Here is a 22,736-nt window from a genome sequence, read left to right on the forward strand (position 1 = left end):
GGAAACATCCGGCCTGATAAGATGCATCTCAAGAGACCGGAGCGAAGCAGTGGATCAATCGTCCTTTCAAAAGCAGCTCGACGCATTGCGCGATCATCGTGCGGCCAAATCGGGCTCGATGCGCGAGGTTTTCGCTGCCGATCCGCAGCGCTTCGAGAGATTCTCCGCCAGTGACGGCGACCTGCTGCTCGACTGGTCGAAATGCGCGGTCGATGCGCGGACTATGGAGTTGCTGGAGAAGCTGGCTGAGGCCGCTGACCTCGAAGGCCGGCGCGACGCGATGTTTGCCGGCAAGAAGATCAACGTCACTGAAGGCCGTGCCGTGCTGCACACGGCGCTGCGCAACCTGACCGGCAAGGGCATCGTGCTCGACGGCCAGGACGTGAAGGCGGAAGTCCTTGCCGTACTCGACGCGATGGGTGCCTTCGCCGACGCGGTGCGTTCCGGCAAGGCGGCCGGCGCGACCGGCAAGAAAATCACCGACATCGTCAACATCGGCATCGGCGGCTCCGATCTCGGCCCGGCCATGGCGACGCTGGCGCTGGCGCCCTATCATGACGGGCCGCGCGCGCATTACGTATCCAATATCGACGGTGCCCATATCCACGACACGCTGAAGGGTCTTTCCGCCGAAACCACCCTGTTCATCATCGCCTCCAAGACCTTCACCACGGTCGAGACGATGACCAATGCCGAAACCGCGCGCAGATGGGTCGAGAAAGCGCTCGGCAAGGAAGCGGTCGGCAAGCATTTCGCCGCCGTCTCGACGGCGCTCGACCTGGTCGCCAAATTCGGCATCGCGCCCGATCGCGTCTTCGGCTTCTGGGACTGGGTCGGCGGCCGCTATTCCGTCTGGGGTGCGATCGGTCTGCCGGTGATGATCGCCATCGGCCCGAAGGATTTTCGCGCCTTTCTCGACGGCGCCCATGAGATGGACGAGCAGTTCCGCACCGCGCCGCTGGCGGAGAACCTGCCGGCGCTGATGGGGCTGATTGGCTGGTGGCACCGCGTGATCTGCAAATACCCCGCTCGCGCCGTCATCCCCTACGATCAGCGTCTGTCCAGGCTGCCGGCCTATCTGCAGCAGCTCGACATGGAATCGAACGGCAAGAGCGTCACCCTGGACGGCGGCGCTGTAACGACGCCGACCGGCCCGCTGGTCTGGGGCGAGCCCGGCACCAATGGCCAGCATGCCTTCTTCCAGTTGCTGCATCAGGGCACCGATTTCATTCCGGTCGAATTCCTCGCCGCTGCCGTCGGCCACGAACCGGAGCTGAAGCATCACCACGACCTTCTGCTTGCCAATTGCCTGGCGCAGTCGGAAGCCTTCATGAAGGGCCGCACGCTTGAGGAAGCCCGCGCGCAGATGCTGGCGAAAGGCATGAAGCCCGCCGATGTCGACAGGATTGCTCCGCACCGCGTCTTCTCCGGCGACCGCCCCTCGGTGACAATTCTCTACAGAAAGCTCGACCCGCATACATTCGGACGGCTGATTGCGCTTTACGAACACCGCGTCTTTGTCGAAGGCACGCTGTTCAACATCAACTCCTTCGACCAATGGGGCGTCGAACTCGGCAAGGAACTGGCGACCGGGCTGCTGCCCGTCGTTGAAGGCAAGGAGAACGCCGCAAAGCGGGATGCCTCGACTGCCGGACTGGTGGAATACATTCACCGCTTGCGCGGCCTGGAGTGAAAAGCTTGGCGGACATCAAGGGAATATTGTTCGACAAGGACGGCACGCTCGTAGATTTCAACGCGACATGGCTGGGCATCGCCGACTTCATGGCGATGGATGCGGCCGAAGGCGATCGCTGGAGGGCAGACAGGCTGCTTGCGGCGGCGGGCTTCGACTTCGCTACCAAGCGCTTCAAGCCGGATTCAATTTTTGCCTCCGGCACCAACATGGACGTCGTCGAGCTGTGGTTTCCGCGACTGTCCGACGAGGACCAGATGCTTGCCGTCGCCCGTTTCAATGCCATCACTTCGGCGCAAGGATCGGCGATGGCCGTGGCGCTGCCGGGTGTGGTCGAGACGCTTGGGCTGCTTCACAGAAAATCCTACCGGCTTGGCGTCGCCACCAACGACTCGACCAGCGGCGCGGAAAAAACCTTGGTCACGCTGGGCGTCGCGCAGCTTTTCGAAGCCGCCTATGGTTACGACGCGGTGGCCAATCCAAAACCGGCGCCGGATACGATCCTTGCCTTTTCGGATCTGACAGGGCTCAGGCCGGCGACGATCGCAATGGTCGGCGACAATCGTCACGATCTGGAGATGGCGCGCGCCGGCGGCTGCGGCCTGGCGATTGGCGTACTGTCCGGCACCGGCACACGTGAATCGCTGTCCCAGATCGCCGACGTCATCCTGGATTCGGTGGCCGATCTGCCCGATTTTCTTGCGGCGCGGGTCAGCGAGACAGTCTAGACTCGCAGCTAGCTGGTCCGAACGAGAACACGCCGCTCGGTTTCATCGCCGCATTCCTGCCTTCGCCGACATCCGGCACCTCGTATTCGGCCAGCAGGCGAAGCCGCGAGCGGGGCAGATAGGCGCGGCCCGGATCGCCGATCAGCACGGCGATGCCGGCTGCAAGGCAGCGGTCGAGGAAAGAAAGGGCCCGGCCGGCAAGATCATGGGCGTAAAACAGGTCGCCGACCACCACGACATCCACCGGTGGCGGCGGACCGCTGGTGATGTCTTCGCCAATGATCATGATAGCGACGCCGTTCGCAGTCGCGTTGAGGCCGAGCGCAACCACACCATTGCGATCGATCTCGGCCGCGACGACCGCGCTTGCCCCGGCTTTTGCCGCTGCAATGCCGACGAGACCCGAACCGGCGCCGAGGTCGAGTACGCGACGGCCGGCCACGGTCTCCGGCCGGTCGAATATGTAGCGGGCGAGCACCGCGCCGCCGGCCCAGACATAGGCCCAGTACGGTGGCTCCGGTTCAGGTCCGTCTTTTTCGGTCGCATGTTGGTTCCATTCGAGAAGCCGCCTGAGCCCGCTTCCCGGATGGGCGGTGTAAAGCCGAATTTCGGGAAGCGCGGGCACGGGGGCGATCCGCATGTTCGCCCGGATGAACTCTGCCGGGTCTGGGCGCGAACCTATACTCACGGCGTTGGCGCCGGCGATGCAATCGCTCAAGCTGCGCCTAGCCCCGCAACGCCCGTCGCAGGATCTTGCCGACCGGTGTCTTCGGCAGCTCGGTGCGGAACTCAATATACCTGGGACGCTTGTAGCCGGTCAGGTTCTCGCGGCAATAAGCCGTCAGCATGTCGGCGGTCAGTGCCGGGTCCTTCTTGACGACGAACAGCTTCGGCACTTCACCCGAATGCTCGTCCGGCACGCCGATCGCCGCCACTTCGAGTACGCCTGGATGCTGCGCCACCACTTCCTCGAGTTCGTTCGGATAGACGTTGAAGCCGGAAACCAGGATCATGTCCTTCTTGCGGTCGACGATCTTGGTGTAGCCAAGCTCGTCCATGAAGCCCATGTCGCCCGATTTGAAGAAGCCGTCCTCGGTCATCACCTTGGCGGTCTCGTCCGGCCGGTTCCAGTAGCCGGCCATCACCTGCGGTCCGCGGATGCAGATTTCGCCGACTTCGCCGAGCGGCAAATTGTTGCCGTCGTCGTCGCGGATGGCGATCTCGGTCGAGGGCAGCGGCAGGCCGATCGTGCCGGTGTAAACGCCGTCGCTGAATTTGTTGATGGTTGCCCCCGGCGAGGTCTCGGTGAGCCCGTAGGCCTCGCTGATCGGGCAGCCGGTCAGCGCCTTCCAGCGTTCGGCGATGGCCCTCTGCACCGGCATGCCGCCACCCAGCGTCAGGATCAGCGGCTTGAAATCGAGCTTGCGAAAATCCTCATTATTGAGCAGCGCATTGAACAGCGTGTTGAGGCCCGGAAAGATGTGGATCGGGTATTTCTGCAGCTCCTTGACAAAGCCGGGAATGTCGCGCGGATTGGGGATGAGGACATTCTGCGCGCCTTGCTGCATGCCTACCAGCACGTTCGCCGTCAGCGCAAAAATGTGATAGAGCGGCAGCGCGCAGAGGAAGTTCAGATGCGCTGGCTTCGGCTTGACGGTAAAAGCGTCTTCGGCCCACAGCGCGTTCTGCGCGACGTTCGCCAAAATGTTGCTGTGCAAAAGCATCGCGCCCTTGGAGATGCCGGTCGTGCCGCCAGTGTATTGCAGGAAGGCGATGTCGTCGGCCGCGACCTTTGCGGGCCTGAAGGCCATGCCGGTGCCGGCCTTCAGCGCGGCGTTGAACTTGACATGGCCGGGCAGCGACCATGCCGGCACCATCTTCTTGACGCGGCGTACAACGAAGTTGACGATCGTTCCCTTGAGCCCGCCGAGCATGTCGCCCATCGAGGCGACCACGACATGCTTGACCGCGGTCCTGGCGATCACCGCCTGCAGGGTACAGGCAAAATTTTCGAGGATGACAATGGCTTGAGCGCCGGAATCCTTGAGCTGGTGCTCCAGCTCGCGCGGCGTGTAGAGCGGATTGATGTTGACCACGACATAGCCGGCGCGAAGCACTGCCATAATCGCCACCGGATATTGCAGCACATTCGGCATCATCAGGGCGACGCGCGCGCCCTTCTGCAGCCCCGTTGATTGCAGATAGGCGCCGAAGGCGGCCGACTGTCGCTCGAGGTCGGCATAGGTGATCGATTTGCCCATGCAGACGAAGGCCGGCCGATTCGCAAACTGCTTGCACACGGCGACGAGAAAGTCGCCGATCGAGCTGGAGGGCAGGTCGCCAATCTCGGCCGGCACGATCTTTGGGTAACTCTGGAGCCACGGTTTTTCAGGCAGGCCAGCGGCCAGTGCGGTGATCGCCCTCGGTAATCTCTTGGCCGGACCTGCCGGCGGTCGTGGCGCTGTCGGCACTGCCTTCGCCGCCGGCTTGGCGGCAGAGTTTGCAGCAGGCGCAGTCTTGCCGGTTGCCGGTTTAGCAGCCGTTCCAGCCGTGGTCTTCGCCGCCGGCTTCGCGCTTGCCTTCGCGGTAGCCGTCGGCTTGGCGGCGGCCGCTTTTGACTTGACCGCTTTCGATGTTGCCTCGGCCTTTGCTTTCGCCGCGTTGGGTGTCTTTGCCGGTTTTGCCACCTGTCGCTCCCTCAATCGTTCTTATTGTTTCGGCATGCTTGCGCGCCACCACCACCCTGATCAACAAAGATATCCCACGCTTGCCGCAATGTCCGGAACCTGGGAAAATCCGGCACGCTGCCCATCTATCTATGTATTGCCACAAGCGGCCGTGCAAGCCTCGCTACCTGGAGTGCGGTAAGACTTGCCGTCAAACCTCTTGGCCGGGACCGGTTTTCGGACGCGCATCGCTTGAACCGGACGGCTCGATTCCCCGATTGGCGGCATTGCCGATCAACAAAAAATTGAAGTCGCTAATAATGTCGTGATCTGCGGATTCGGCTGGTTTTTTCCACAATTCGCCGCATGCCGGAATTTTTTTCTGCTTCCCGTGGGTTAGGCAAACAAGCAGTTCCAAAGCTAGAAAAACGGTGCTTATATGCGGCCTTCGCGAGCCTGACAGAGGGGCTTGGAAGAACATCAGGGAGTGCTCAATGAAAAAGAAACTGACTTTTGCAGCCGCGTTGCTGGCTGCAAGCGTCCTCGGCGGCGTGGCCAATGCAAAACAACTGGTCTATTGCTCGGAGGCATCGCCGGCCGGCTTCGACCCGTCGCCATGGAGCGGCGGCAACGACTTCGATGCCTCGTCGCGCACCATCTATTCGCGCCTGGTCGAGTTCGAGCATGGCAAGACCACCATCTCGCCCGGCCTGGCCGAGAGCTGGACGGTTTCCGATGACGGTCTCGAATACACCTTCAAGCTTCGCCCGGGTGTGAAATTCCAGACGACCGATTATTTCACGCCGACGCGCGACCTCAACGCCGACGACGTGATCTTTTCCTTCGAACGCCAGTGGAAGAAAGAAAGCCCGTGGTACAGCTATCTGGAAGGCACCGGCTGGGAATATTTCACCGGCATGGGCTTCCCCGATCTCCTGAAGGAAATCGTCAAGGTCGACGACCTGACGGTGAAATTCGTGCTGAACAAGCCTGAAGTCGCCTTCCTGCCGGACCTCGGCATGGATTTCGCCTCGATCGTTTCCAAGGAATATGCCGACCAGCTCGACAAGGCCGGCACCAGGCAGCAGTTCACCCAGAAGCCGGTCGGCACTGGTCCGTTCCAGTTCGTCGACTATCAGGTCGATGCGGTCGTGCGCTATGCAGCATGGGACGGCTACTATGGCGGCCGCCAGAAGATCGATGATCTGATCTTCGCCATCACGCCCGACCCCGCCGTGCGCGCACAGAAGCTGAAGGCGGGCGAATGCGATATCATGTCATACCCGGCGCCGGCCGACATTGCCGGACTGCAGGCCGACGCGAACCTCAAGGTCGACGAGCAGGAAGGCCTGAACATCGGCTACATGGCTTACAACACGACGCAGCCGCCCTTCGACAAGGTCGAGGTCCGCAAGGCCCTCAACATGGCGGTAAACAAGAAGGCGATCATCGACGCGGTCTATCAGGGCGCCGGTGCGCCGGCCATCAACCCGATCCCGCCGACCATGTGGTCCTATAACAAGGACATCAAGGACGATCCCTATGATCCGGAGGCGGCCAAGAAGATGCTGGCCGATGCAGGCGTCAAGGATCTGTCGATGAAGATCTGGGCTATGCCGGTCAGCCGCCCCTACAACCCGAACGCCCAGCGCGTCGCCGAGTTGATCCAGGCCGACTATGCCGCCGTCGGGGTCAAGGCGGAGATCGTCAGTTACGAATGGACCGAGTATCGCCAGCGCGGCAAGGCTAAGGATCGCGATGGCGCCTTCCAACTGGGGTGGACCGGTGACAATGGCGATCCGGACAACTTCTTTTTCCTGCTCGGTTGCGATGCCATCGGCCAGTCCAATTATGCGATCTGGTGCAACCAGGAATTCGAAGCCCTGCTGAAAAAAGGCAAGGCGACGACGGACGTCGCTGAGCGCACCAAGATCTACGAGGAAGCTCAGGTGGTGTTCAAGCGTGAGGCTCCGTGGCTGACCATCGCCCACTCCAAGGTCTTCATGCCGATGAACAAGAAGGTGTCGGGCTTCGTTATGGACCCGCTCGGCATTCATCGGTTTGACGGCGTCGACGTCACCGAATAAGTCCTGAGAAATTGAACGGCGGCGCTGGACTTCCCGCGCCGCCGTTCTATGAAGCAAGATGCTCCGTTATCTCCTCCACAAGCTCGCTTTGATCATCCCGACCGTGTTCGGCATATCGCTGGCGGCGTTCGCTTTCGTCCGGCTTCTGCCCGGCGATCCTATCCTGGCCCTGGCGGGCGAGCGCGGCGTCAGCCCCGAGCGCTACGCCCAGCTCATCGAGCAGTTTGGCTACAACCGGCCCTATGTCATCCAATACCTGGAATATATCGGCAGGGTTCTGACCGGCGATTTCGGCATATCCATTGCCACTAAGCGGCCAGTGCTCGGCGAATTCCAGGCGCTGTTTCCGGCCACGCTGGAACTGGCGACGGTGGCGTTGATCATCGCCGTCCTGCTTGGCATCCCCGCCGGCATTTTCGCCGCGGTCAAGCGCGGCTCCTGGTTCGACCAGGCGACGATGGGTGTCGCCCTGACCGGCTATTCGATGCCGATCTTCTGGTGGGGGCTGCTGCTCATTATCTTCTTCTCCGGCTATCTCGGCTGGACGCCGGTTTCCGGCCGTATCGGCCTGCAGTATTTCTTCAGGCCGACGACCGGGTTCATGCTCATCGACAGCCTGATCTCCGGCAGGAGCGGCGCTTTCAAATCTGCCGTCAGCCATTTGATCCTGCCGTCGATCGTGCTGGCGACGATCCCGCTTGCCGTCATAGCGCGCCAGACGCGCTCGGCGATGCTCGAGGTGCTGGGCGAGGACTATGTCCGCACCGCGCGCGCCAAGGGCCTGGCGCCGCGCCGCGTCATCGGTCTGCACGCTTTTCGCAACGCGCTGATCCCGGTAGTCACCACCATTGGACTGCAGGTCGGCACCTTGATGGCGGGCGCCATTCTGACCGAGACCATTTTTTCCTGGCCGGGCATCGGCAAATGGATGATCGATGCCATCGGCAAGCGCGACTATGTCGTCGTCCAGAGCGGATTGCTGATCATCGCGCTGATCGTCATGGCGGTGAACCTGATCGTCGACGTGCTCTACGCCGTCATCAATCCGCGCATCCGGGTGCAGTGAGATGACCGACGAATCCGCCGCCGAAGCTACCGCCGCCTCCATCCCGACAGGCGGCAGGCAACGGGCTTTCGCCGAGTTCTGGCACTACTTCTCGATGAACACCGGCGCGGTCATCGGCCTTGTCGTGTTTTCGGCGCTGGTGCTGGTGGCGATCTTTGCGCCGTTCGTCGCCCCACATTCGCCCGACGAGCAGTTTCGCGATGCGCTGCTGGCACCCCCTGCCTGGCAGGAAGGCGGCAAATCGATGTTCCTGCTCGGCACCGACGCGGTCGGCCGCGACATGCTTTCACGGTTGATCTTCGGGGCGCGTTTCTCGCTGTTCATCGGCCTGGTGGTCGTTGTCTTCTCGCTCACCAGCGGCATCGTGCTTGGCGTGCTCGCCGGCTATTTCCGCGGCTGGGTCGACACGCTGATCATGCGCATCATGGATATCATCCTGGCCTTCCCGTCGCTGCTTCTGGCGCTGGTGCTGGTGGCGATCCTTGGCCCCGGCCTTTTCAATGCCATGCTGGCGATCGCGCTGGTGCTGCAGCCGCATTTTGCGCGCCTCACCCGCGCCGCCGTGATGGCCGAAAAGAACCGCGAATATGTCATCTCCGCCAAGGTGGCTGGTGCCGGTCATCTTCGCTTGATGGTGAGGACGATCCTGCCGAACTGCCTGGCACCGCTGATCGTGCAGGCGACGTTGTCCTTCTCCAACGCTATTCTCGAGGCTGCGGCGCTCGGCTTCCTCGGTGTCGGTGCGCAGCCGCCGACGCCGGAATGGGGCACGATGCTCGCCTCGGCGCGCGAGTTCATCCTGCGCGCGCCTTGGGTGGTGACCTTCCCCGGCCTTGCTATTCTGATCACTGTGCTTGCCATCAATCTGATCGGCGATGGCTTGCGCGATGCTTTCGATCCCAAGCTGAAGAGGTCATAATCCAATGCCTCTTCTCGAGATCAAGAACCTGACCGTTTCCTTCGACACCGCCGCTGGACCATTCATGGCGGTACAAGGCATCGACCTGTCGGTCGAACCGCGCGAGGTGCTGGCGATCGTCGGCGAATCCGGTTCGGGCAAGTCGGTGGCGATGCTGGCGGTGATGGGGCTTTTGCCCAACACCGCGACGGTGAGGGCCGACCGCATGGCCTTCGACGGCATCGACCTGCTCAAGCTCGGCCCATCCGAGCGGCGCAAGATCGTCGGCAAGGACATTTCGATGATCTTCCAGGAGCCGGTCGCCAGCCTCAACCCGTGCTTCACCGTCGGCTTCCAGATCGAGGAGGTGCTGCGCTTCCATATGGGCATGGACCGCGCCCAGCGCCGGGCGCGTGCCATCGAATTGATGAAGTTGGTCGGCATCGCCGACCCCGAGGAACGGCTGGGCTCCTTCCCGCACCAGATGTCGGGTGGTCAGTGTCAGCGCGTCATGATCGCCATCGCCATCGCCTGCAATCCCAAGCTTTTGATCGCCGACGAGCCAACCACGGCGCTCGACGTCACCATCCAGAAGCAGATCCTCGATCTGCTGGTCGGCCTGCAGGCCAAATATGGCATGGGCCTGATCATGATCACCCACAATATGGGGGTGGTTGCCGAGACCGCCGACCGTGTCATCGTCCAGTACAAGGGCCGCAAGATGGAAGAGGCCGACGTGCTGTCGCTGTTCGAGTCCCCCAAGAGCAACTACACGCGCGCGCTCCTGTCGGCACTGCCCGAAAACGCCGTCGGCGACCGGTTGCCTACTGTTTCCGACATGCTGTTTGAGCCGGCCCCATCTGTAGTCGCAGCCCGGTCCGCAGGAGGAACCGCCTCATGAGCGTGACCGTAGTCGAAGGCAAGAACATCGTGCGCGACTATCATGTCGGTGGCGGGCTTTTCCGCCCCTCCCGTACGGTTCATGCGGTCAAGGGTGTTTCGTTCAGCGTCGACAAGGGCAAGACGCTGGCCATCGTCGGCGAGAGCGGCTGCGGCAAGTCAACACTCGCCCGCATCATCACCCTGATCGACCCGGCGACCTCCGGCGAGCTTTTCATCGACGGCAAGAAGGTAGACATCGGCAGGAACGGCCTGTCGAAGGAAATGCGCCGCAAGGTCCAGATCGTCTTCCAGAACCCTTATGGTTCGCTCAATCCACGCCAGAAGATCGGCGACGTGCTTGGCGAGCCGCTGCTCATCAATACCGACAGCACGGCCGACGAGCGGCGCGATCTTGCCATGAAGATGCTAAAGAAGGTCGGTCTCGGCCCCGAGCACTTTAATCGCTACCCGCATATGTTTTCGGGCGGCCAGCGCCAGCGGATCGCCATCGCCCGCGCGCTGATGCTCAACCCCAGCCTTCTGGTGCTGGACGAGCCGGTCTCGGCACTTGATCTTTCGGTGCAGGCGCAGGTGCTGAACCTGCTCGCCGACCTGCAGGACGAGTTTCAGCTAACCTATGTTTTCATCAGCCACGACCTGTCGGTGGTGCGCTACATCGCCGACGACGTGATGGTAATGTACTTCGGCGAAGCGGTCGAATACGGCTCGCGCGACGAGGTCTTCGCCGACCCCAAGCACAGCTACACCAGGACGCTGTTCGCGGCGACGCCGCGTGCCGACGTTGCCAGCATCAAGGCACGGTTGGCCAAGAAGAAGGCCGCCTGATCCGGCGAGGTTTGCCGGCCGGCTACCGCTTCTCGATCCCCGGAATGCCGGAGATCTGCTCGGCGAGAAAGTCGACCAGCAGCCGCACCCGGGCAATGCCCGCACGCTCCGGAACGATTAGCATGCTCAGCGGGACGGGAGGCGGAAAATAGCCCGGCAGGACCACTTCCAGCCGGTCGGCCGCCAGAAGATCGTCGACAAGCCAGTGGTGGGCGGGTGCGATGCCGCGTCCGGCGACAAGGGCTTCGCGCGCAGCAAGCCCATGGTCGACCAGAAATCTGCCGCCAAAGGGCACCGCAAAGGTCTCGTCGCCCGGCCCCTGCAAGGTGAGCGTGTCGCTTCCCGCGATGTTCGACATCCGGATGCCTTCATGGCCAGGCAGATCCTGCGGGACAGCCGGTCTGCCCCGCGCCGCCAGATAGGCCGGCGCCGCCACCAGCAGACGCCGGGATTGCCCGAGCGCCCGCAGTTTCATTGAGCTGTCGGTGAGCGGGCCGAGGCGAAGCGCGATGTCGACGCCCTCCCGCACAAGGTTGATGCGCTCGTCGGTAAGGCTGAGATCGATGCCGATGTAGGGATAGCGGTCCTGAAAGGCGAAGATCAGCCGGCTGACATGTAAGACCCCGAGCGCCGCCGTGCAGGATATCCGGATCGTGCCGGCCGACGCGCCGCGCGTGCCCGCGCCTCATCGCCGGCCTGCTCGACGAGGCGCAGGATCTGGACGCTGTCGGCATAGTAACGGCTGCCTTCATCGGTCATCGTGACGCGCCGGGTGGTCCTGCTGAGCAAGGGCACTCCGACGGCCTCCTCGAGTTCTCGCAAATGCCGTGTGACCGTCGACTGCCCAACTCCGAGCTCGCGCGCCACCGCCGAGAGGCTGCCGCGCTCGGCGACGCGAACGAAGGTGCGCATGCGCTCAAGGGTGACGTCCGATCTATCCATTATTCGGCATTATCTTATACATTTCCTACATATAGTGGACCAGCCCCCAGCTGGCTACCTTTGGTGTCTATCGTCCTTCTTCGGAGTAGACCCATGAAAGTCCTGCTTGTTTTTGCTCATCCTGAACCGCGTTCGCTCAACGGCGCACTGCGTGACGTCGCCATCAGGGAACTCGAGGCCCAGGGCCACGAGGTGCGGGTGTCTGACCTCTACGCCGATGGCTGGAAAGCCGAGGTAGACCGTGCCGACTTTCCGTCGTGGCCGCCTGAAGCACGCTTCCTGCCGGCCGGCGCCTCCAAAAAAGCTTTTGCGAGCGGCACTCTGACCGAAGACGTCAAAGTGGAGATCGACAAGCTGCTATGGGCCGATACCCTGATCCTCCAGTTCCCGCTGTGGTGGTACGCCATGCCGGCGATCCTCAAGGGCTGGGTCGATCGCGTGTACGCCTACGGCTTCGCCTATGGCGTTGGCGAGCACAGCGACAAGCGGTGGGGTGACCGCTTTGGTGAGGGAACGCTCGCCGGCAAGCGCGCAATGCTGATCGTGACCACCGGCGGCTGGGAGGAGCATTATTCCGCCCGCGGCGTCAACGGCCCGATCGACGACCTGCTGTTCCCGATCAATCACGGGATTCTATACTATTCGGGCTACGACGTGCTTCCGCCGTTCGTGGTTTACAGGGTGGACCGTTTCGGGGAGGCGGATTTCGAGCCTGTCGCGGAGCGACTGCGCGAAAGGATGCGAACGCTCGAGACAATCCGGCCCATTCGTTATCGGCAGCAGAATGGCGGCGATTACTTGATCCCAAGCATGCAATTGCGCCCCGGCTTGGAGAACCCGGGTGCGACCGCCTTTGCGCTTCACGAGGATCGCGCCGGCGCCGCCGCCCAGTCCGATCAGGACAGCCGGGCGATGATGGTGCGCAGCGCCTCGCCGAAGCGCCGGACTTCCTCGATCGTATTGTAATGCACCAGCGAGGCGCGCACGGCGCCGCTGTCCATGCTGAGGTTGAGCCGCTTCATCAGACGCGGCGCATACATGTGGCCGTCGCGAATGCCGATCTGCATCTCGGCCATTTCCTCGACGATCCTCTGCGGCGACAGCGTGCCGACATTGAAGCAGAAGGTCGGCACGCGCTCGCTGAGGCGTGCCTCGTCGGCCACGCCGTAGATCGTCGCGTCGCAATCTTTGAGCACCGCCAGCATTTCGCGCGCCAGCACCTGTTCGTAGTCGCGGATGGCATTCATGCCGGCGACGATGTTGTCGCGGCGCGACTGGTTATTCTCGGACAAGAAATTGCGGCCGATCGATTCGAGGTAGCGCACCGCGGCATCCATGCCGGAGACGTTCTCGTAGATGAACGTGCCGGCTTCGATTTTGTGGGGCGGCTCGTCGGGGATGAAATCCTCGCGGAAGGTCGGCAAGCGCTTCAGTGTTTCGAAGCGGCCCCAAAGGAAGCCCATATGCGGCGAGAAATTCTTGTAGCCGGAGCAGACCAGATAATCGCAATCCCAGGCCTGCACATCGATCAACCCGTGCGGCCCGTAATGCACGCAGTCGAGGAACACTTCGGCGCCTGCCGCATGCGCAATCCCAGCCACGGAGGCAACGTCGACAATCGACCCGATCGAATGCGCCGTTACCGTGCAGGCGACGAGCCGGGTGCGCTCTGAGACCAGCGGGCGCAAATCGTCGACATGCAGATTGCCGTCCTCGCGCATCCGCCACCATTTGAACTTGGCGCCGGCGGGCGCCAGCGCCAGCCAGGTCGCGATATTGGCGTCGTGATCCATGTCGGTGATGACGATCTCGTCACGCTCCCCGTTTGGGCGCTCGGAAAGCATCTGGCCGATGCCGAGGCTGACCAGGCGGATGAACGAAGTGGCGTTCATGCCGAAGCAGATCTCCGCCGGGTTGGTGGCGTTGATCAGCAAGGCCACGCTTTCGCGAGCGCCGGCGACGGCTTGGTCGACGGTGACGCTGCGGCCATAGCGGCCGCCGCGCTGCACATTATGCGCGACCAAATGGTTGGTGACCGCATCGAGCACGCTTTGCGGGATCTGCGCGCCGGCGGCATTGTCCATGAAGACGAAGTCCCCGGCTTGCTGCAAGGCGGGAAACATGGCGCGGATCGTCTCGACCGGGAAAGCTGCGGCATCGCCGGTTTTCGAAATCTGATGCTGGTTCAAGGTCGTCTCCTGCGAAGTGCGCTGACAGATTCAGCGGGTCTTTTCGGTTTGAAAGCGGCGTTCAAGGAGGCTGACGAGACGGACCATCGGCCAGAGAAAGATCAGATAGACCAGCGCCGCGCCGATCAGCGGTGAAGGATTGGCATAGAGCGATTGCGCGTTGGTCGCTTCCTTCAGCAGTTCGGGCAGCGCCACGGTGGAAGCGAGCGAAGTATCCTTGAACATCGAAACGCAATTGCTGGTCATTGGCGGAATGACGACGCGGATCGCCTGCGGCAGCACTACCTTGCGCAAGGTCAGCAAGAACGGCAGGCCGAGCGCCTGCGCCGCCTCGAACTGGCCGCGCGGAATGCTCTCTATACCGGAGCGGAACACCTCGGCCGAATAGGCCGCCATGATGATGGCGAAGGCCATCACCGCGGACGTCCACGATGACAGGCGAATGCCGAGGAACGGCAGCGCATAGTAGATCAGGATCAGCACGACCAGCACCGGCATCGCCCGGAAAACGTCAATGTAGCCGACAGCCAGCAGCCGAAGCGGCTTTGGCGCATAGAGCCGCACCAGGCTGATCGCGAGGCCGACGGGAATACCGATGCCGATGCTCATGATTCCGAGCAGCAGGGTGTTCAGGAAACCGCGCAGCAGCGCCGGCAGGCTGGAGACCATGACGTCGGCGTTGAAGAAGGTGTCCAGCAGCGACATCGCAGCATTTCCGAAACGTTTGGCGTCCCGCGACGCTCGAGCCCGAGCCCGAAATCCGAAATCGTGCCGGCATCGAAAGCCGGCACGACATTTAAGCGCGAACTGCCGCTCAGGCCTTCGGCATAGGCATTTCCTTGACGGTCGAGGAATCGGCAGGTGCGTCGCTGCCGAACCACTTCTTGTGGATCGCGGCCAGCGTGCCGTCCTTCTTCATCGCGGTCACCGCGTCGTTCAGCTTGCCGAGCAGCGGGTGGTCCTTGGTCATCATCAGACCGTACTGCTCGCCGGTCTTGATGCGCTCTTTTACGGCGAGATCCTTCATCCTGGTGAAAGAATATTCCAGGCCCGGAATATCGCTGACCGCCGCATCGACGCGGCCGGAGCTGAGATCGAGCAGCAAATTCTGCTGCGTGTCGTAGCCCTTGACGTCACTGAACCCGTCCGCTTCCTGGTGGGCCTTGACCCAGGCTTCGCCGGTCGAGCCGGACAGCACGCCGACAATCTTGCCCTTGAGGTCGGCCTCGGCCTTGATCGGGCTGTCGGCCTTCGCGGCGATGCCCATGTCGGAATCATAGTAGGGCTGCGTGAACGACTGAGACTTCAGCCGCTCCGGCGTGATGGTGATCGACGAGATGGCGACGTCGATGCGCTTCGAGGTGGTGGCGGCGAACAGCGCCTGGAAACCGAGATCGGCGATATCAGTGGTCATGCCGATACGCTTTGCCGCCTCATTGATGATGTCGACTTCGAAACCCTCGAACGTGCCGCTCTCGTTCTTGTATTCAAAAGGCGGATTGGTCGGATAGGCGCCGACATTCAGCGTGCCTTCGGCGTAGGCCGGGCCGCCGGCGATACCGATGGCAGCAGCAAGAAGCAGCAGGTTGCGACGGGTGAAGTTCATTTTCGTTCCCTCTGGTTGTGATGGACGGGTTTGGCCCCGCACGGTTTTGATGCGCCAAGTGACGGGACTGCCGGAAAGCCCTCCCGGCACGGCAGTCGCAAGACATTGGATGCTATCCAAAGTACCGCGCTTTTCAAGGCGAAAGTTTTAAGCTTAAAAAATTGCCACGTGTTGCCGTCACTCCGGAATAACCGCCGTGGCCTGGATCTCAACCTTGGCGCGATCCTCGACCAGCGCCATCACCTGCATGGCGGCCATCGCCGGAAAATGCCGGCCGATCACCTCGCGATAGACCTCTCCGATCCCCTTGAGATTGGCCAAATATTCCGCCTTGTCGGTAAAGTACCAGGTCATCGAGGTGATATGTTCCGGCTTGGCGTCGGCCTCGGCGAGCACAGCAACAATATTGGCCAGCGTCTGCCGCACCTGGCCGACAAGATCATCGGTCTCGAAGCGGCCCTGTCCGTTCCAGCCGACCTGCCCGCCGACGAAGACAAGCTGCCCACGCGCGGCGACGCCATTGGCGTAGCCGACGGGTTTCGCCCAGCCTTCCGGCTGCAGGATGGTGTGCATGTCAAAACCTCCCAATGCTCAAATCCGGTCGCTCAAAACTCGAAGACAATAATTTTCACGCAAACTCCTGTCTCAGGCCGCTCCCATCACTTGTCGTGCAATCACCACCTTCTGCACGTCGGACGCTCCCTCGTAGATGCGCAGCGCCCGGATCTCGCGATACAGGCTTTCGACGATATGGCCCTTGCGGACGCCGTCGCCGCCATGCAGCTGCACAGCCTTGTCGATCACCTCCTGCGCTTTGTCGGTAGCGAACAGCTTGGCCATGGCGGCTTCGCGGGTAACCCGAGCCGCGCCCATGTCCTTGGTCCAGGCGGCACGATAGACCAGCAACGCGGCGGCATCGACATCCAGCGCCATGTCGGCGATGTGGCCCTGCACCATCTGCAGCTCGGCCATCGGCGCACCGAACAGCCTGCGCTCGGCCACTCTTGTGATGCTTTCGTCCAGCGCGCGCCGGGCAAAGCCGAGCGCCGCTGCGCCGACGGTCGAACGGAACACGTCGAGCACGGACATGGCGATGCGAAAACCGTCACCGGGTTTGCCGATCAGCGCCGAGGCTGGAATGCGTGCATTGTCGAAGGACAGCCGGGCGAGCGGGTGCGGCGCGATCACCTCCAGCCGCTCGGCAACGATCAGCCCCTCGGTTTCGGAAGGCACGACAAAGGCGGATAGCCCCTTGGCGCCGGGCGCTTCGCCGGTGCGGGCAAAGACAGCATAAAAGTCAGCGATACCGCCGTTGGAGATCCAGGTCTTTTCGCCGGACAAGAGATAGCTGTCGCCGTCACGCGTGGCCGTCATTTCCATATTGGCGACGTCCGAGCCCGAGCGCGGCTCCGACAGCGCGAACGCCGAAATCGCCTTACCGGCCCGTGTCTTAGCCAGCCAATGCTGCTGCTCGGGCGAGCCGAACAGGCCGAGCGCACCGGTGCCGAGTCCTTGCATCGCGAAGGCGAAATCGGCCAGCCCGTCATGCCGGGCCAGCGTCTCGCGCGTGAGGCAGAGCGTGCGCACGTCGAGCGGTGAGGGGTTGTCGGTATCGAGCGCCGTCGGCTTCAGCCAGCCGTCCTTACCGAGCTTGGCCACCAGCTCGCGGCAGGCCGCGTCGACATCGTCATGCGCAACCGGCAGGTTCTTGGCGCACCATGCCTCCAGCCGCTCCGCCAGATCGCGGTGGCGATCCTCGAAGAACGGCCAGGAGAGGAAGGAACGGTCAGGCATTGCTGCCTCCACAATTCTCCGGCCCTGGCGCTCCACGGCGCCCCCCTCTGTCCTGCCGGACATCTCCCCCTCTAGGGGGGAGATTGGCGGCTTCGCTGCCACGGCTCTCCCTGCGATGTTGGAGATTGGCGAAAGCGGGCCTGATATCCAATCTCCCCCCTTGAGGGGGAGATGGCCGGCAGGCCAGAGGGGGGTGCTGTCCCGCCAGCGTGGAAGCGATCATCTCAATTTCCCTCGAACACCGGCTTCTCCTTAGCCACGAAAGCCGTGTACGCCCGCTCGAAATCGCGGGTCTGCATGCAGATCGCCTGCGCCTGCGCTTCCGCTTCGATCGCCTGGTCGAGACCCATCGACCATTCCTGGTTCAGCTGCGTCTTGGTCATGCCATGGGCGAAGGTCGGGCCGGAAACGATGCGCGCGGCCATGTCGAGCGCGTCGGCCTCAAGCGTTGCGGTATCGACCAGCCGGTTGTAGAAGCCCCAGCGCTCGCCTTCCTCGGCACTCATCGTGCGGCCGGTATAGAGCAGCTCGGCGGCGCGGCCCTGGCCAATGATGCGCGGCAGGATCGCGCAGGCCCCCATGTCGCAGCCGGCAAGGCCGACGCGGGTGAACAGGAATGCTGTCTTGGCCTGGGGCGTGGCGATGCGGATATCGGAGGCCATGGCGATAATCGCGCCGGCGCCGACCGCCACGCCATCGACCGCCGCAATAATCGGCTTGCCGCAATTCAGCATCGCCTTGACGAAATCGCCCGTCATGCGGGTGAAGGCGAGCAGCGCCTTCATGTCCATCTTGACCAGTGGGCCGATGATTTCGTGGACATCGCCGCCCGAGCAGAAATTGCCGCCATTGGGCAGGACCACCACAGCATCGACATCATCGGCGTAGACAAGGTCGCGAAATATGTCGCGCAATTCGGCATAGCTGTCGAAGGTCAGCGGGTTCTTGCGCTCCGGTCGATCGAGCCGGATCTTTGCGATCTTGCCTTCGACCTGCCAGAGGAAATGCTTCGGCTTGCGGCCGGCCAGCTTCGTCATTCCCGTCCCTCCCAATTGCTGCGGAAGGAGGTCAGCATGCCGGTCAGCCGGCGCGCCTCATCCTCGCTCACATTGCCCAGCAACTCGCCGACCCATTTCTCATGCGCGCCGGCGATCACGGCGAAAATCTTCGATCCCTCTTCCGTCAGCCGTACCATCGAGGTACGGCGGTCGCCATTGCGTCGGGCCCGCATCACCAACCCTTCCGAGACCAGCCGGTCGATGATGCCGGTGACATTACCGTTGGACACCAGCAGGAAGCGCGAAAGATCGCTCATCAGCATGCCCTCCGGCGCGCGGTAGAGCGCGGCCATCACGTCGAAGCGTGGCAGCGTTGTGTTGAACTCTTGCCGCAGTCGTTCGCGCAGCTCGGCCTCGATGGTGCGCGAGGCGCGCAGCAGGCGTATCCACAGCCGCAGGCGGTCCTTGCCGGGTCCGGACGGGGCGGGCAGGGGACCGGCTACCATGTCTCACCTCCGGAGATCGAAATCGTCTGCCCGGTAATCGACCGGGCGGCGTCGCCACACAGATAAAGTACCGCGGCCGCAATTTCTTCCGGCTGGATGAAGCGGCCTTGCGGGTTGGTCGCGGCTAGGCTTGTCCGTGCCTGCTCGGACGAGCGGCCGGTCGTTTGGACGATGCGCTGGACGGTGCTCTCCAGCATCTCGGTTTCGACAAACCCTGGGCACACGGCATTCACTGTTATGCCGGACTTGGCGGTCTCGACGGCGAGTGCCCGCATCAGGCCGACGACGCCATGCTTGGCGGCAACGTAAGCTGCGACATAGGGATAGCCTTTCAGTCCGGCGGTGGAAGCGACGAAGATGATACGGCCAGTCTTGCGCACTGCCATGCCGGCCAACGCCGGCTTCACCGTCAGGAACGTACCGGTCAAGTTGACGTCGAGCGTGCGCTGCCAGTCTGCCAGCGAGGTCCGCTGCGCCGGGGCACTGCCGGACATGCCGGCATTGGCAACGACGATGTCGAACGCTCCGCGTGCCGCTTCCGCGGCCTCGTAGAGCGACGCCATCGACGTCTCGTCGGTGACGTCGGCGGCAATGGCGAAGATGGACTTGTTCTCCGCGGCGACCTCGGCAAGCGGCTCCACGCGCCGGCCGCAGATGGTCACGTCAACGCCCGCGCCGGCCAGCGCCAGCGCGATCGCGCGGCCGACGCCGGAGCCGCCGCCGGTGACCAGCGCATGACGCCCCGAAATCGTCGCCGCGGCACTCATACTTTCAACCCCGCTGCCGCTTCGCGTTCGGCCAGCCGGTAGAGCTGGTCGCGGCCGGGCAGATAGGGATCCGGCCATTTGACGCCGCGATCGCCAAGCATGACGGCCGCGTGCAGCGTCCAATACGGATCGGCAAGATGCGGCCTAGCCAGTGCGACGAGATCGGCGCGGCCCGCCATCAGGATCGAGTTGACGTGGTCCGGCTCATAGATATTGCCGACCGCCATCGTCGCCATGCCGACCTCGTTGCGGATGCGATCGGAAAACGGCGTCTGGAACATGCGGCCATAGACCGGTCTTGCCACGGCCGAAGTCTGGCCGGCCGATACGTCGCAGATGTCTACGCCGGCCTCATGCAGCAGCCGCGCGATCTCTACGGCATCGGCCGGCGTCACGCCTTCGATGCCCAGCCAGTCATTGGCGGAGATGCGCATCGAGATCGGCTTCTCGGCCGGCCACGCGGCGCGCACCGCATGAAAGATTTCCAAGGGGTAGCGCATGCGGTTTTCCAGCGAGCCGCCATAGGAGTCGGTGCGCCGGTTGGTCAAGGGCGTGATGAAGGAGGACAGGAGATAGCCGTGCGCGGCGTGGATTTCGAGCATGTCGAAGCCGCAGCGCGCCGCCATCTCGGCCGAAGCGACAAACTGGTCGCGCACCATATCCATGTCGGCGCGGTCCATCGCCTTCGGCACCTGGTTTTCCCGCGACCACGGCACGGAAGACGCTGCCATGACGGGCCAATTGCCTGAGGGCAGCGGCACGTCGGTTCCCTGCCAGCCGAGCCTGGTCGACCCCTTGGCACCGGAATGGCCGATCTGGGCGCAGATCTTGGCCTCGGTTTCGGCATGGACGAACTCGACCAGCCGCTTCCAGGCGACCTCATGCTCGGGCGCATAGAAACCAGGGCAGCCAGGCGTGATGCGGCCCTCCGCGCTGACGCACGTCATCTCGATGTAGAGGAGACCGGCGCCGCCCTTGGCCCGTTCGGCGTAATGGGCGAAATGCCAATCGGTCGGACAGCCGTCGACCGCTTTGTACTGCGCCATCGGCGAGACGACGACGCGGTTCTGCAGCGCCATGCCGCGCAGCCGGAACGGCGCGAACATCGGCGCGCGACGCAGATTGTTGCCCCCGGCGCCGGCCTGGCGCTGGAACCACTCCTCGGCGCCGGCCAGCCATTCGGCATCGCGCAGGCGCAAATTCTCGTGACTGATGCGTTGCGAACGCGTCAGCAGCGAATAGTTGAACTGCACCGGATCGAGGCCGAGATAGCGCTCGACCTCCTCGAACCATTCGAGCGAATTGCGCGCCGCCGACTGCAGCTTCAGCACTTCGGTGCGGCGGGCGTCCTCATATTTGCTAAAGGCGGCCTCGAGGTCTGGCTCGGACTCGAGATAGTCGGCCAGCGCCACCGCGCTTTCCAGCGCCAGCTTGGTGCCGGAACCGATCGAGAAATGCGCGCTCGCCGCCGCGTCGCCCATCAGCGCCAGGTTCTTGTAGGACCAGCGTTCGCACAAGACGCGCGGGAAATTGATCCACGCCGAGCCGCGGATATGATTGGCGTTGGTCATCAGCGCGTGGCCGCCGAGATGACGGGCAAAGATGCGCTCGCAGACGGCAATCGATTCCTGCTGCGACATCGCGCCGAAGCCGAAGCGCTGCCAGGTCTGCTCGCTGCATTCGACGATGAAGGTCGCGGTATCGCTGTCGAACTGGTAGGCATGCGCCCACACCCAGCCATGCTCGGTCTTTTCGAAGACGAAGGTGAAGGCGTCGTCGAATTTCTGGTGGGTGCCGAGCCAGACGAACTTGCATCTACGAATGTCGATATCGGGCTTGAACACGTCGACGAAGGCGCTCCGCGCTTTCGAGTTCAACCCGTCGGCGGCGACAACCAGGTCGTGCCTCTCCATATATGGCTTGGGATCGGCGATGTCGGTTTCGAAGACCAGCTTGACGCCGAGTTCGCGCGCCCGCCGCTGCAGCAACGTGAGCAGCCGCTTGCGGCCAATGCCGCAAAAGCCGTGACCGGTCGAGACCGTGCGCACGCCGTCATGGATGACGGCGATATCGTCCCAATAGGCGAAATGCTTGCGGATCCAGACGGCGCTGACCGGGTCGTTTTTGGTCAGGTTCTCCAGCGTTTCCGCCGACAGCACGACGCCCCAGCCAAACGTATCATCGGCACGGTTGCGCTCGAACACCGTGACCTCATGCGCGGCATCCCTGAGCTTCAGCGAGATTGCAAAGTAGAGCCCGGCTGGTCCGCCGCCGAGAACCGCAACTTTCATCGTGCGATCTCCTCTTCGCTTCTGTTTGTCGAGTTTACGCCTGAGACAGATTAATTCAAGCTTGAAGTTTCAGGATTGAAACAATCCGCCCCAGAAACCCAGCTTGCCGGCAGTTGCGCAGGCCAGGGACGCCCCGGGCTATTTTTCCGGGTTCTTCGGGCTCCACAGCACCGTCTCCGCATCTTTTTCATAGGCCATGCCATTGGGATAGCTGATCGCTTCCAACTGCAAGCCCCAGGGCGCCTGGAAGTAGAGGATGGTCTGGCCGGCCGCCGGGCCTTCGGTAACCGGCAGCGGTCCCATCCGCGTCTTGACGCCCTTGCCGTCAAGATAGGCTTTTGCGGCGGCGATGTCGTCGACATAGAAGGCGATATGGAAGCCGCCTATGTCGCTGTTGCGAGGCGTCAGGTCCTTCTGGTCCGGCGCGGTGTATTTGAACAGCTCGATGTTCGACCCGTGTCCGCAGCGGACCAGGGTGATCTCCTCAATCACCGCCTTGGGATCGACGCCCAGCAGATCCTGCATGAATGTGCCCTTGTCGTCGGCGAACGGGCCGAACGACATCGCCTTCTTGCAGCCAACCACCTCGGTGAAGAAATCGACCGCCTGCTCCATGTCGGGGACGGTGACGCCGGTGTGGTCGTGGCCACGCATGCCGGGAATGGAACTGGCGTAAGCCGTGCCGATGCCTCCCAGCACGGTGGCGGTGAGCACTGCGTAGCGGATTGCATTCTTCATGTCAGTCATCCTCCATCGCGGGACATTTTGCCGGGTGCA

22 protein-coding genes and 1 pseudogene are annotated in these 22,736 nt (G+C 62.8%); 8 read left to right on the forward strand and 15 right to left on the reverse strand.

Annotation, left to right across the window (positions count from 1 at the left end):
- The first annotated feature begins 49 nt into the window (after positions 1 to 49).
- Positions 50 to 1,693 carry a glucose-6-phosphate isomerase gene (pgi, locus tag NKI54_RS06655; protein ID WP_352635831.1) on the forward strand — a complete coding sequence of 548 codons (1,644 nt, stop codon included), beginning with the start codon at positions 50 to 52 and terminating at the stop codon, positions 1,691 to 1,693.
- A 5-nt stretch (positions 1,694 to 1,698) separates the two neighbouring features.
- The gene (locus NKI54_RS06660; protein ID WP_352635830.1) at positions 1,699 to 2,421 is read left to right on the forward strand and encodes an HAD family hydrolase; all 723 of its coding nucleotides are present in this window, start codon (positions 1,699 to 1,701) and stop codon (positions 2,419 to 2,421) included.
- Here the strand turns inward: NKI54_RS06660 and NKI54_RS06665 are convergent.
- The 4 genes from NKI54_RS06665 to NKI54_RS06680 form a co-directional block, all read right to left on the reverse strand.
- Positions 2,405 to 3,061, reverse strand: a complete 657-nt coding sequence (locus NKI54_RS06665) for a class I SAM-dependent methyltransferase (RefSeq protein ID WP_352570250.1) — start codon at positions 3,059 to 3,061, stop codon at positions 2,405 to 2,407. The genes NKI54_RS06660 and NKI54_RS06665 overlap by 17 nt on opposite strands.
- A gap of 85 nt (positions 3,062 to 3,146) precedes the next feature.
- Positions 3,147 to 4,892 carry a long-chain fatty acid--CoA ligase gene (locus tag NKI54_RS06670; RefSeq protein ID WP_352635827.1) on the reverse strand — a complete coding sequence of 582 codons (1,746 nt, stop codon included), beginning with the start codon at positions 4,890 to 4,892 and terminating at the stop codon, positions 3,147 to 3,149.
- A gap of 61 nt (positions 4,893 to 4,953) precedes the next feature.
- Positions 4,954 to 5,172, reverse strand: a complete 219-nt coding sequence (locus tag NKI54_RS06675; RefSeq protein WP_352635825.1) for a hypothetical protein — start codon at positions 5,170 to 5,172, stop codon at positions 4,954 to 4,956.
- Between the two features lie 126 nt (positions 5,173 to 5,298).
- On the reverse strand, positions 5,299 to 5,568 hold the full coding sequence (locus NKI54_RS06680; protein ID WP_352570256.1) for a hypothetical protein: 270 nt from the start codon (positions 5,566 to 5,568) through the stop codon (positions 5,299 to 5,301).
- A 13-nt stretch (positions 5,569 to 5,581) separates the two neighbouring features.
- Here NKI54_RS06680 and NKI54_RS06685 point away from each other — a divergent pair, with 13 nt between their 5' ends.
- From NKI54_RS06685 to NKI54_RS06705, 5 genes are read left to right on the forward strand one after another with little or no spacing between them, the layout of a single operon-like run.
- Entirely contained in the window at positions 5,582 to 7,174 is a 1,593-nt protein-coding gene (locus NKI54_RS06685; protein WP_023676821.1) for an ABC transporter substrate-binding protein, read from the forward strand.
- 58 nt (positions 7,175 to 7,232) lie between these two features.
- Entirely contained in the window at positions 7,233 to 8,240 is a 1,008-nt protein-coding gene (locus tag NKI54_RS06690; RefSeq protein WP_023676822.1) for an ABC transporter permease subunit, read from the forward strand.
- Between the two features lies 1 nt (position 8,241).
- The gene (locus tag NKI54_RS06695; RefSeq protein ID WP_023676823.1) at positions 8,242 to 9,159 is read left to right on the forward strand and encodes an ABC transporter permease subunit; all 918 of its coding nucleotides are present in this window, start codon (positions 8,242 to 8,244) and stop codon (positions 9,157 to 9,159) included.
- Positions 9,160 to 9,163: 4 nt separating this feature from the next.
- Positions 9,164 to 10,039, forward strand: coding sequence for an ABC transporter ATP-binding protein (locus tag NKI54_RS06700; RefSeq protein ID WP_023676824.1), 876 nt, complete (start codon positions 9,164 to 9,166; stop codon positions 10,037 to 10,039).
- Complete coding sequence (locus NKI54_RS06705) at positions 10,036 to 10,866, forward strand: dipeptide ABC transporter ATP-binding protein (protein ID WP_023676825.1); 831 nt, start codon at positions 10,036 to 10,038, stop codon at positions 10,864 to 10,866. The genes NKI54_RS06700 and NKI54_RS06705 overlap by 4 nt, the downstream gene beginning before the upstream one ends.
- Before the next feature lie 22 nt (positions 10,867 to 10,888).
- On the opposite strand, the pseudogene NKI54_RS06710 reads toward NKI54_RS06705, so the two are convergent.
- Positions 10,889 to 11,808, reverse strand: a pseudogene (locus NKI54_RS06710) (LysR family transcriptional regulator).
- Between the two features lie 93 nt (positions 11,809 to 11,901).
- Between NKI54_RS06710 and NKI54_RS06715 the strand changes: the two are divergent.
- Entirely contained in the window at positions 11,902 to 12,774 is an 873-nt protein-coding gene (locus tag NKI54_RS06715; protein ID WP_352635823.1) for an NAD(P)H-dependent oxidoreductase, read from the forward strand.
- On the opposite strand, the gene NKI54_RS06720 is transcribed toward NKI54_RS06715, so the two are convergent.
- The 10 genes from NKI54_RS06720 to NKI54_RS06765 form a co-directional block, all read right to left on the reverse strand.
- On the reverse strand, positions 12,705 to 13,997 hold the full coding sequence (locus tag NKI54_RS06720) for a cysteine desulfurase-like protein (protein WP_352635821.1): 1,293 nt from the start codon (positions 13,995 to 13,997) through the stop codon (positions 12,705 to 12,707). The two genes, NKI54_RS06715 and NKI54_RS06720, sit on opposite strands and share 70 nt — an antisense overlap.
- Positions 13,998 to 14,027: 30 nt before the next feature.
- Complete coding sequence (locus tag NKI54_RS06725; RefSeq protein ID WP_023676829.1) at positions 14,028 to 14,702, reverse strand: amino acid ABC transporter permease; 675 nt, start codon at positions 14,700 to 14,702, stop codon at positions 14,028 to 14,030.
- A gap of 109 nt (positions 14,703 to 14,811) precedes the next feature.
- Positions 14,812 to 15,603 (reverse strand): ABC transporter substrate-binding protein, encoded by a 792-nt coding sequence (locus tag NKI54_RS06730; protein ID WP_023676830.1) that lies wholly within the window; start codon positions 15,601 to 15,603, stop codon positions 14,812 to 14,814.
- 177 nt (positions 15,604 to 15,780) lie between these two features.
- Entirely contained in the window at positions 15,781 to 16,176 is a 396-nt protein-coding gene (locus tag NKI54_RS06735) for a RidA family protein (RefSeq protein WP_023676831.1), read from the reverse strand.
- A 72-nt stretch (positions 16,177 to 16,248) separates the two neighbouring features.
- Positions 16,249 to 17,397 carry an acyl-CoA dehydrogenase family protein gene (locus NKI54_RS06740; RefSeq protein ID WP_023676832.1) on the reverse strand — a complete coding sequence of 383 codons (1,149 nt, stop codon included), beginning with the start codon at positions 17,395 to 17,397 and terminating at the stop codon, positions 16,249 to 16,251.
- Positions 17,398 to 17,621: 224 nt separating this feature from the next.
- Positions 17,622 to 18,434, reverse strand: coding sequence for an enoyl-CoA hydratase family protein (locus NKI54_RS06745; protein WP_023676833.1), 813 nt, complete (start codon positions 18,432 to 18,434; stop codon positions 17,622 to 17,624).
- On the reverse strand, positions 18,431 to 18,901 hold the full coding sequence (locus tag NKI54_RS06750) for a MarR family winged helix-turn-helix transcriptional regulator (RefSeq protein WP_352690999.1): 471 nt from the start codon (positions 18,899 to 18,901) through the stop codon (positions 18,431 to 18,433). The genes NKI54_RS06745 and NKI54_RS06750 overlap by 4 nt, the downstream gene beginning before the upstream one ends.
- Positions 18,895 to 19,668: an SDR family NAD(P)-dependent oxidoreductase gene (locus tag NKI54_RS06755; RefSeq protein WP_023676835.1), complete on the reverse strand. Its 774-nt coding sequence runs from the start codon at positions 19,666 to 19,668 to the stop codon at positions 18,895 to 18,897. Before NKI54_RS06755 ends, NKI54_RS06750 begins: the two co-directional genes overlap by 7 nt.
- Complete coding sequence (locus tag NKI54_RS06760) at positions 19,665 to 21,959, reverse strand: bifunctional salicylyl-CoA 5-hydroxylase/oxidoreductase (protein WP_023676836.1); 2,295 nt, start codon at positions 21,957 to 21,959, stop codon at positions 19,665 to 19,667. Before NKI54_RS06760 ends, NKI54_RS06755 begins: the two co-directional genes overlap by 4 nt.
- A 138-nt stretch (positions 21,960 to 22,097) precedes the next feature.
- A complete protein-coding gene (locus NKI54_RS06765; RefSeq protein ID WP_023676837.1) occupies positions 22,098 to 22,697 on the reverse strand; it encodes a VOC family protein in 600 nt (199 codons plus the stop codon).
- Positions 22,698 to 22,736: the final 39 nt, after the last annotated feature.

Source organism: Mesorhizobium sp. M0663, from assembly GCF_040320585.1.
Taxonomy (GTDB): domain Bacteria; phylum Pseudomonadota; class Alphaproteobacteria; order Rhizobiales; family Rhizobiaceae; genus Mesorhizobium.

What these genes read in the sequence shown, in the direction of transcription:
- NKI54_RS06665 (WP_352570250.1), bottom strand. Translation starts at nt 3,061, where the DNA reads ATGCGGATCGCCCCCGTGCCCGCGCTTCCCGAAATTCGGCTTTACACC.
- NKI54_RS06680 (WP_352570256.1), bottom strand. Translation starts at nt 5,568, where the DNA reads ATGTTCTTCCAAGCCCCTCTGTCAGGCTCGCGAAGGCCGCATATAAGC.
- NKI54_RS06685 (WP_023676821.1), top strand. Translation starts at nt 5,582, where the DNA reads ATGAAAAAGAAACTGACTTTTGCAGCCGCGTTGCTGGCTGCAAGCGTC.
- NKI54_RS06690 (WP_023676822.1), top strand. Translation starts at nt 7,233, where the DNA reads ATGCTCCGTTATCTCCTCCACAAGCTCGCTTTGATCATCCCGACCGTG.
- NKI54_RS06695 (WP_023676823.1), top strand. Translation starts at nt 8,242, where the DNA reads ATGACCGACGAATCCGCCGCCGAAGCTACCGCCGCCTCCATCCCGACA.
- NKI54_RS06700 (WP_023676824.1), top strand. Translation starts at nt 9,164, where the DNA reads ATGCCTCTTCTCGAGATCAAGAACCTGACCGTTTCCTTCGACACCGCC.
- NKI54_RS06705 (WP_023676825.1), top strand. Translation starts at nt 10,036, where the DNA reads ATGAGCGTGACCGTAGTCGAAGGCAAGAACATCGTGCGCGACTATCAT.
- NKI54_RS06715 (WP_352635823.1), top strand. Translation starts at nt 11,902, where the DNA reads ATGAAAGTCCTGCTTGTTTTTGCTCATCCTGAACCGCGTTCGCTCAAC.
- NKI54_RS06725 (WP_023676829.1), bottom strand. Translation starts at nt 14,702, where the DNA reads ATGTCGCTGCTGGACACCTTCTTCAACGCCGACGTCATGGTCTCCAGC.
- NKI54_RS06730 (WP_023676830.1), bottom strand. Translation starts at nt 15,603, where the DNA reads ATGAACTTCACCCGTCGCAACCTGCTGCTTCTTGCTGCTGCCATCGGT.
- NKI54_RS06735 (WP_023676831.1), bottom strand. Translation starts at nt 16,176, where the DNA reads ATGCACACCATCCTGCAGCCGGAAGGCTGGGCGAAACCCGTCGGCTAC.
- NKI54_RS06740 (WP_023676832.1), bottom strand. Translation starts at nt 17,397, where the DNA reads ATGCCTGACCGTTCCTTCCTCTCCTGGCCGTTCTTCGAGGATCGCCAC.
- NKI54_RS06745 (WP_023676833.1), bottom strand. Translation starts at nt 18,434, where the DNA reads ATGACGAAGCTGGCCGGCCGCAAGCCGAAGCATTTCCTCTGGCAGGTC.
- NKI54_RS06750 (WP_352690999.1), bottom strand. Translation starts at nt 18,901, where the DNA reads ATGGTAGCCGGTCCCCTGCCCGCCCCGTCCGGACCCGGCAAGGACCGC.
- NKI54_RS06755 (WP_023676835.1), bottom strand. Translation starts at nt 19,668, where the DNA reads ATGAGTGCCGCGGCGACGATTTCGGGGCGTCATGCGCTGGTCACCGGC.
- NKI54_RS06760 (WP_023676836.1), bottom strand. Translation starts at nt 21,959, where the DNA reads ATGAAAGTTGCGGTTCTCGGCGGCGGACCAGCCGGGCTCTACTTTGCA.
- NKI54_RS06765 (WP_023676837.1), bottom strand. Translation starts at nt 22,697, where the DNA reads ATGAAGAATGCAATCCGCTACGCAGTGCTCACCGCCACCGTGCTGGGA.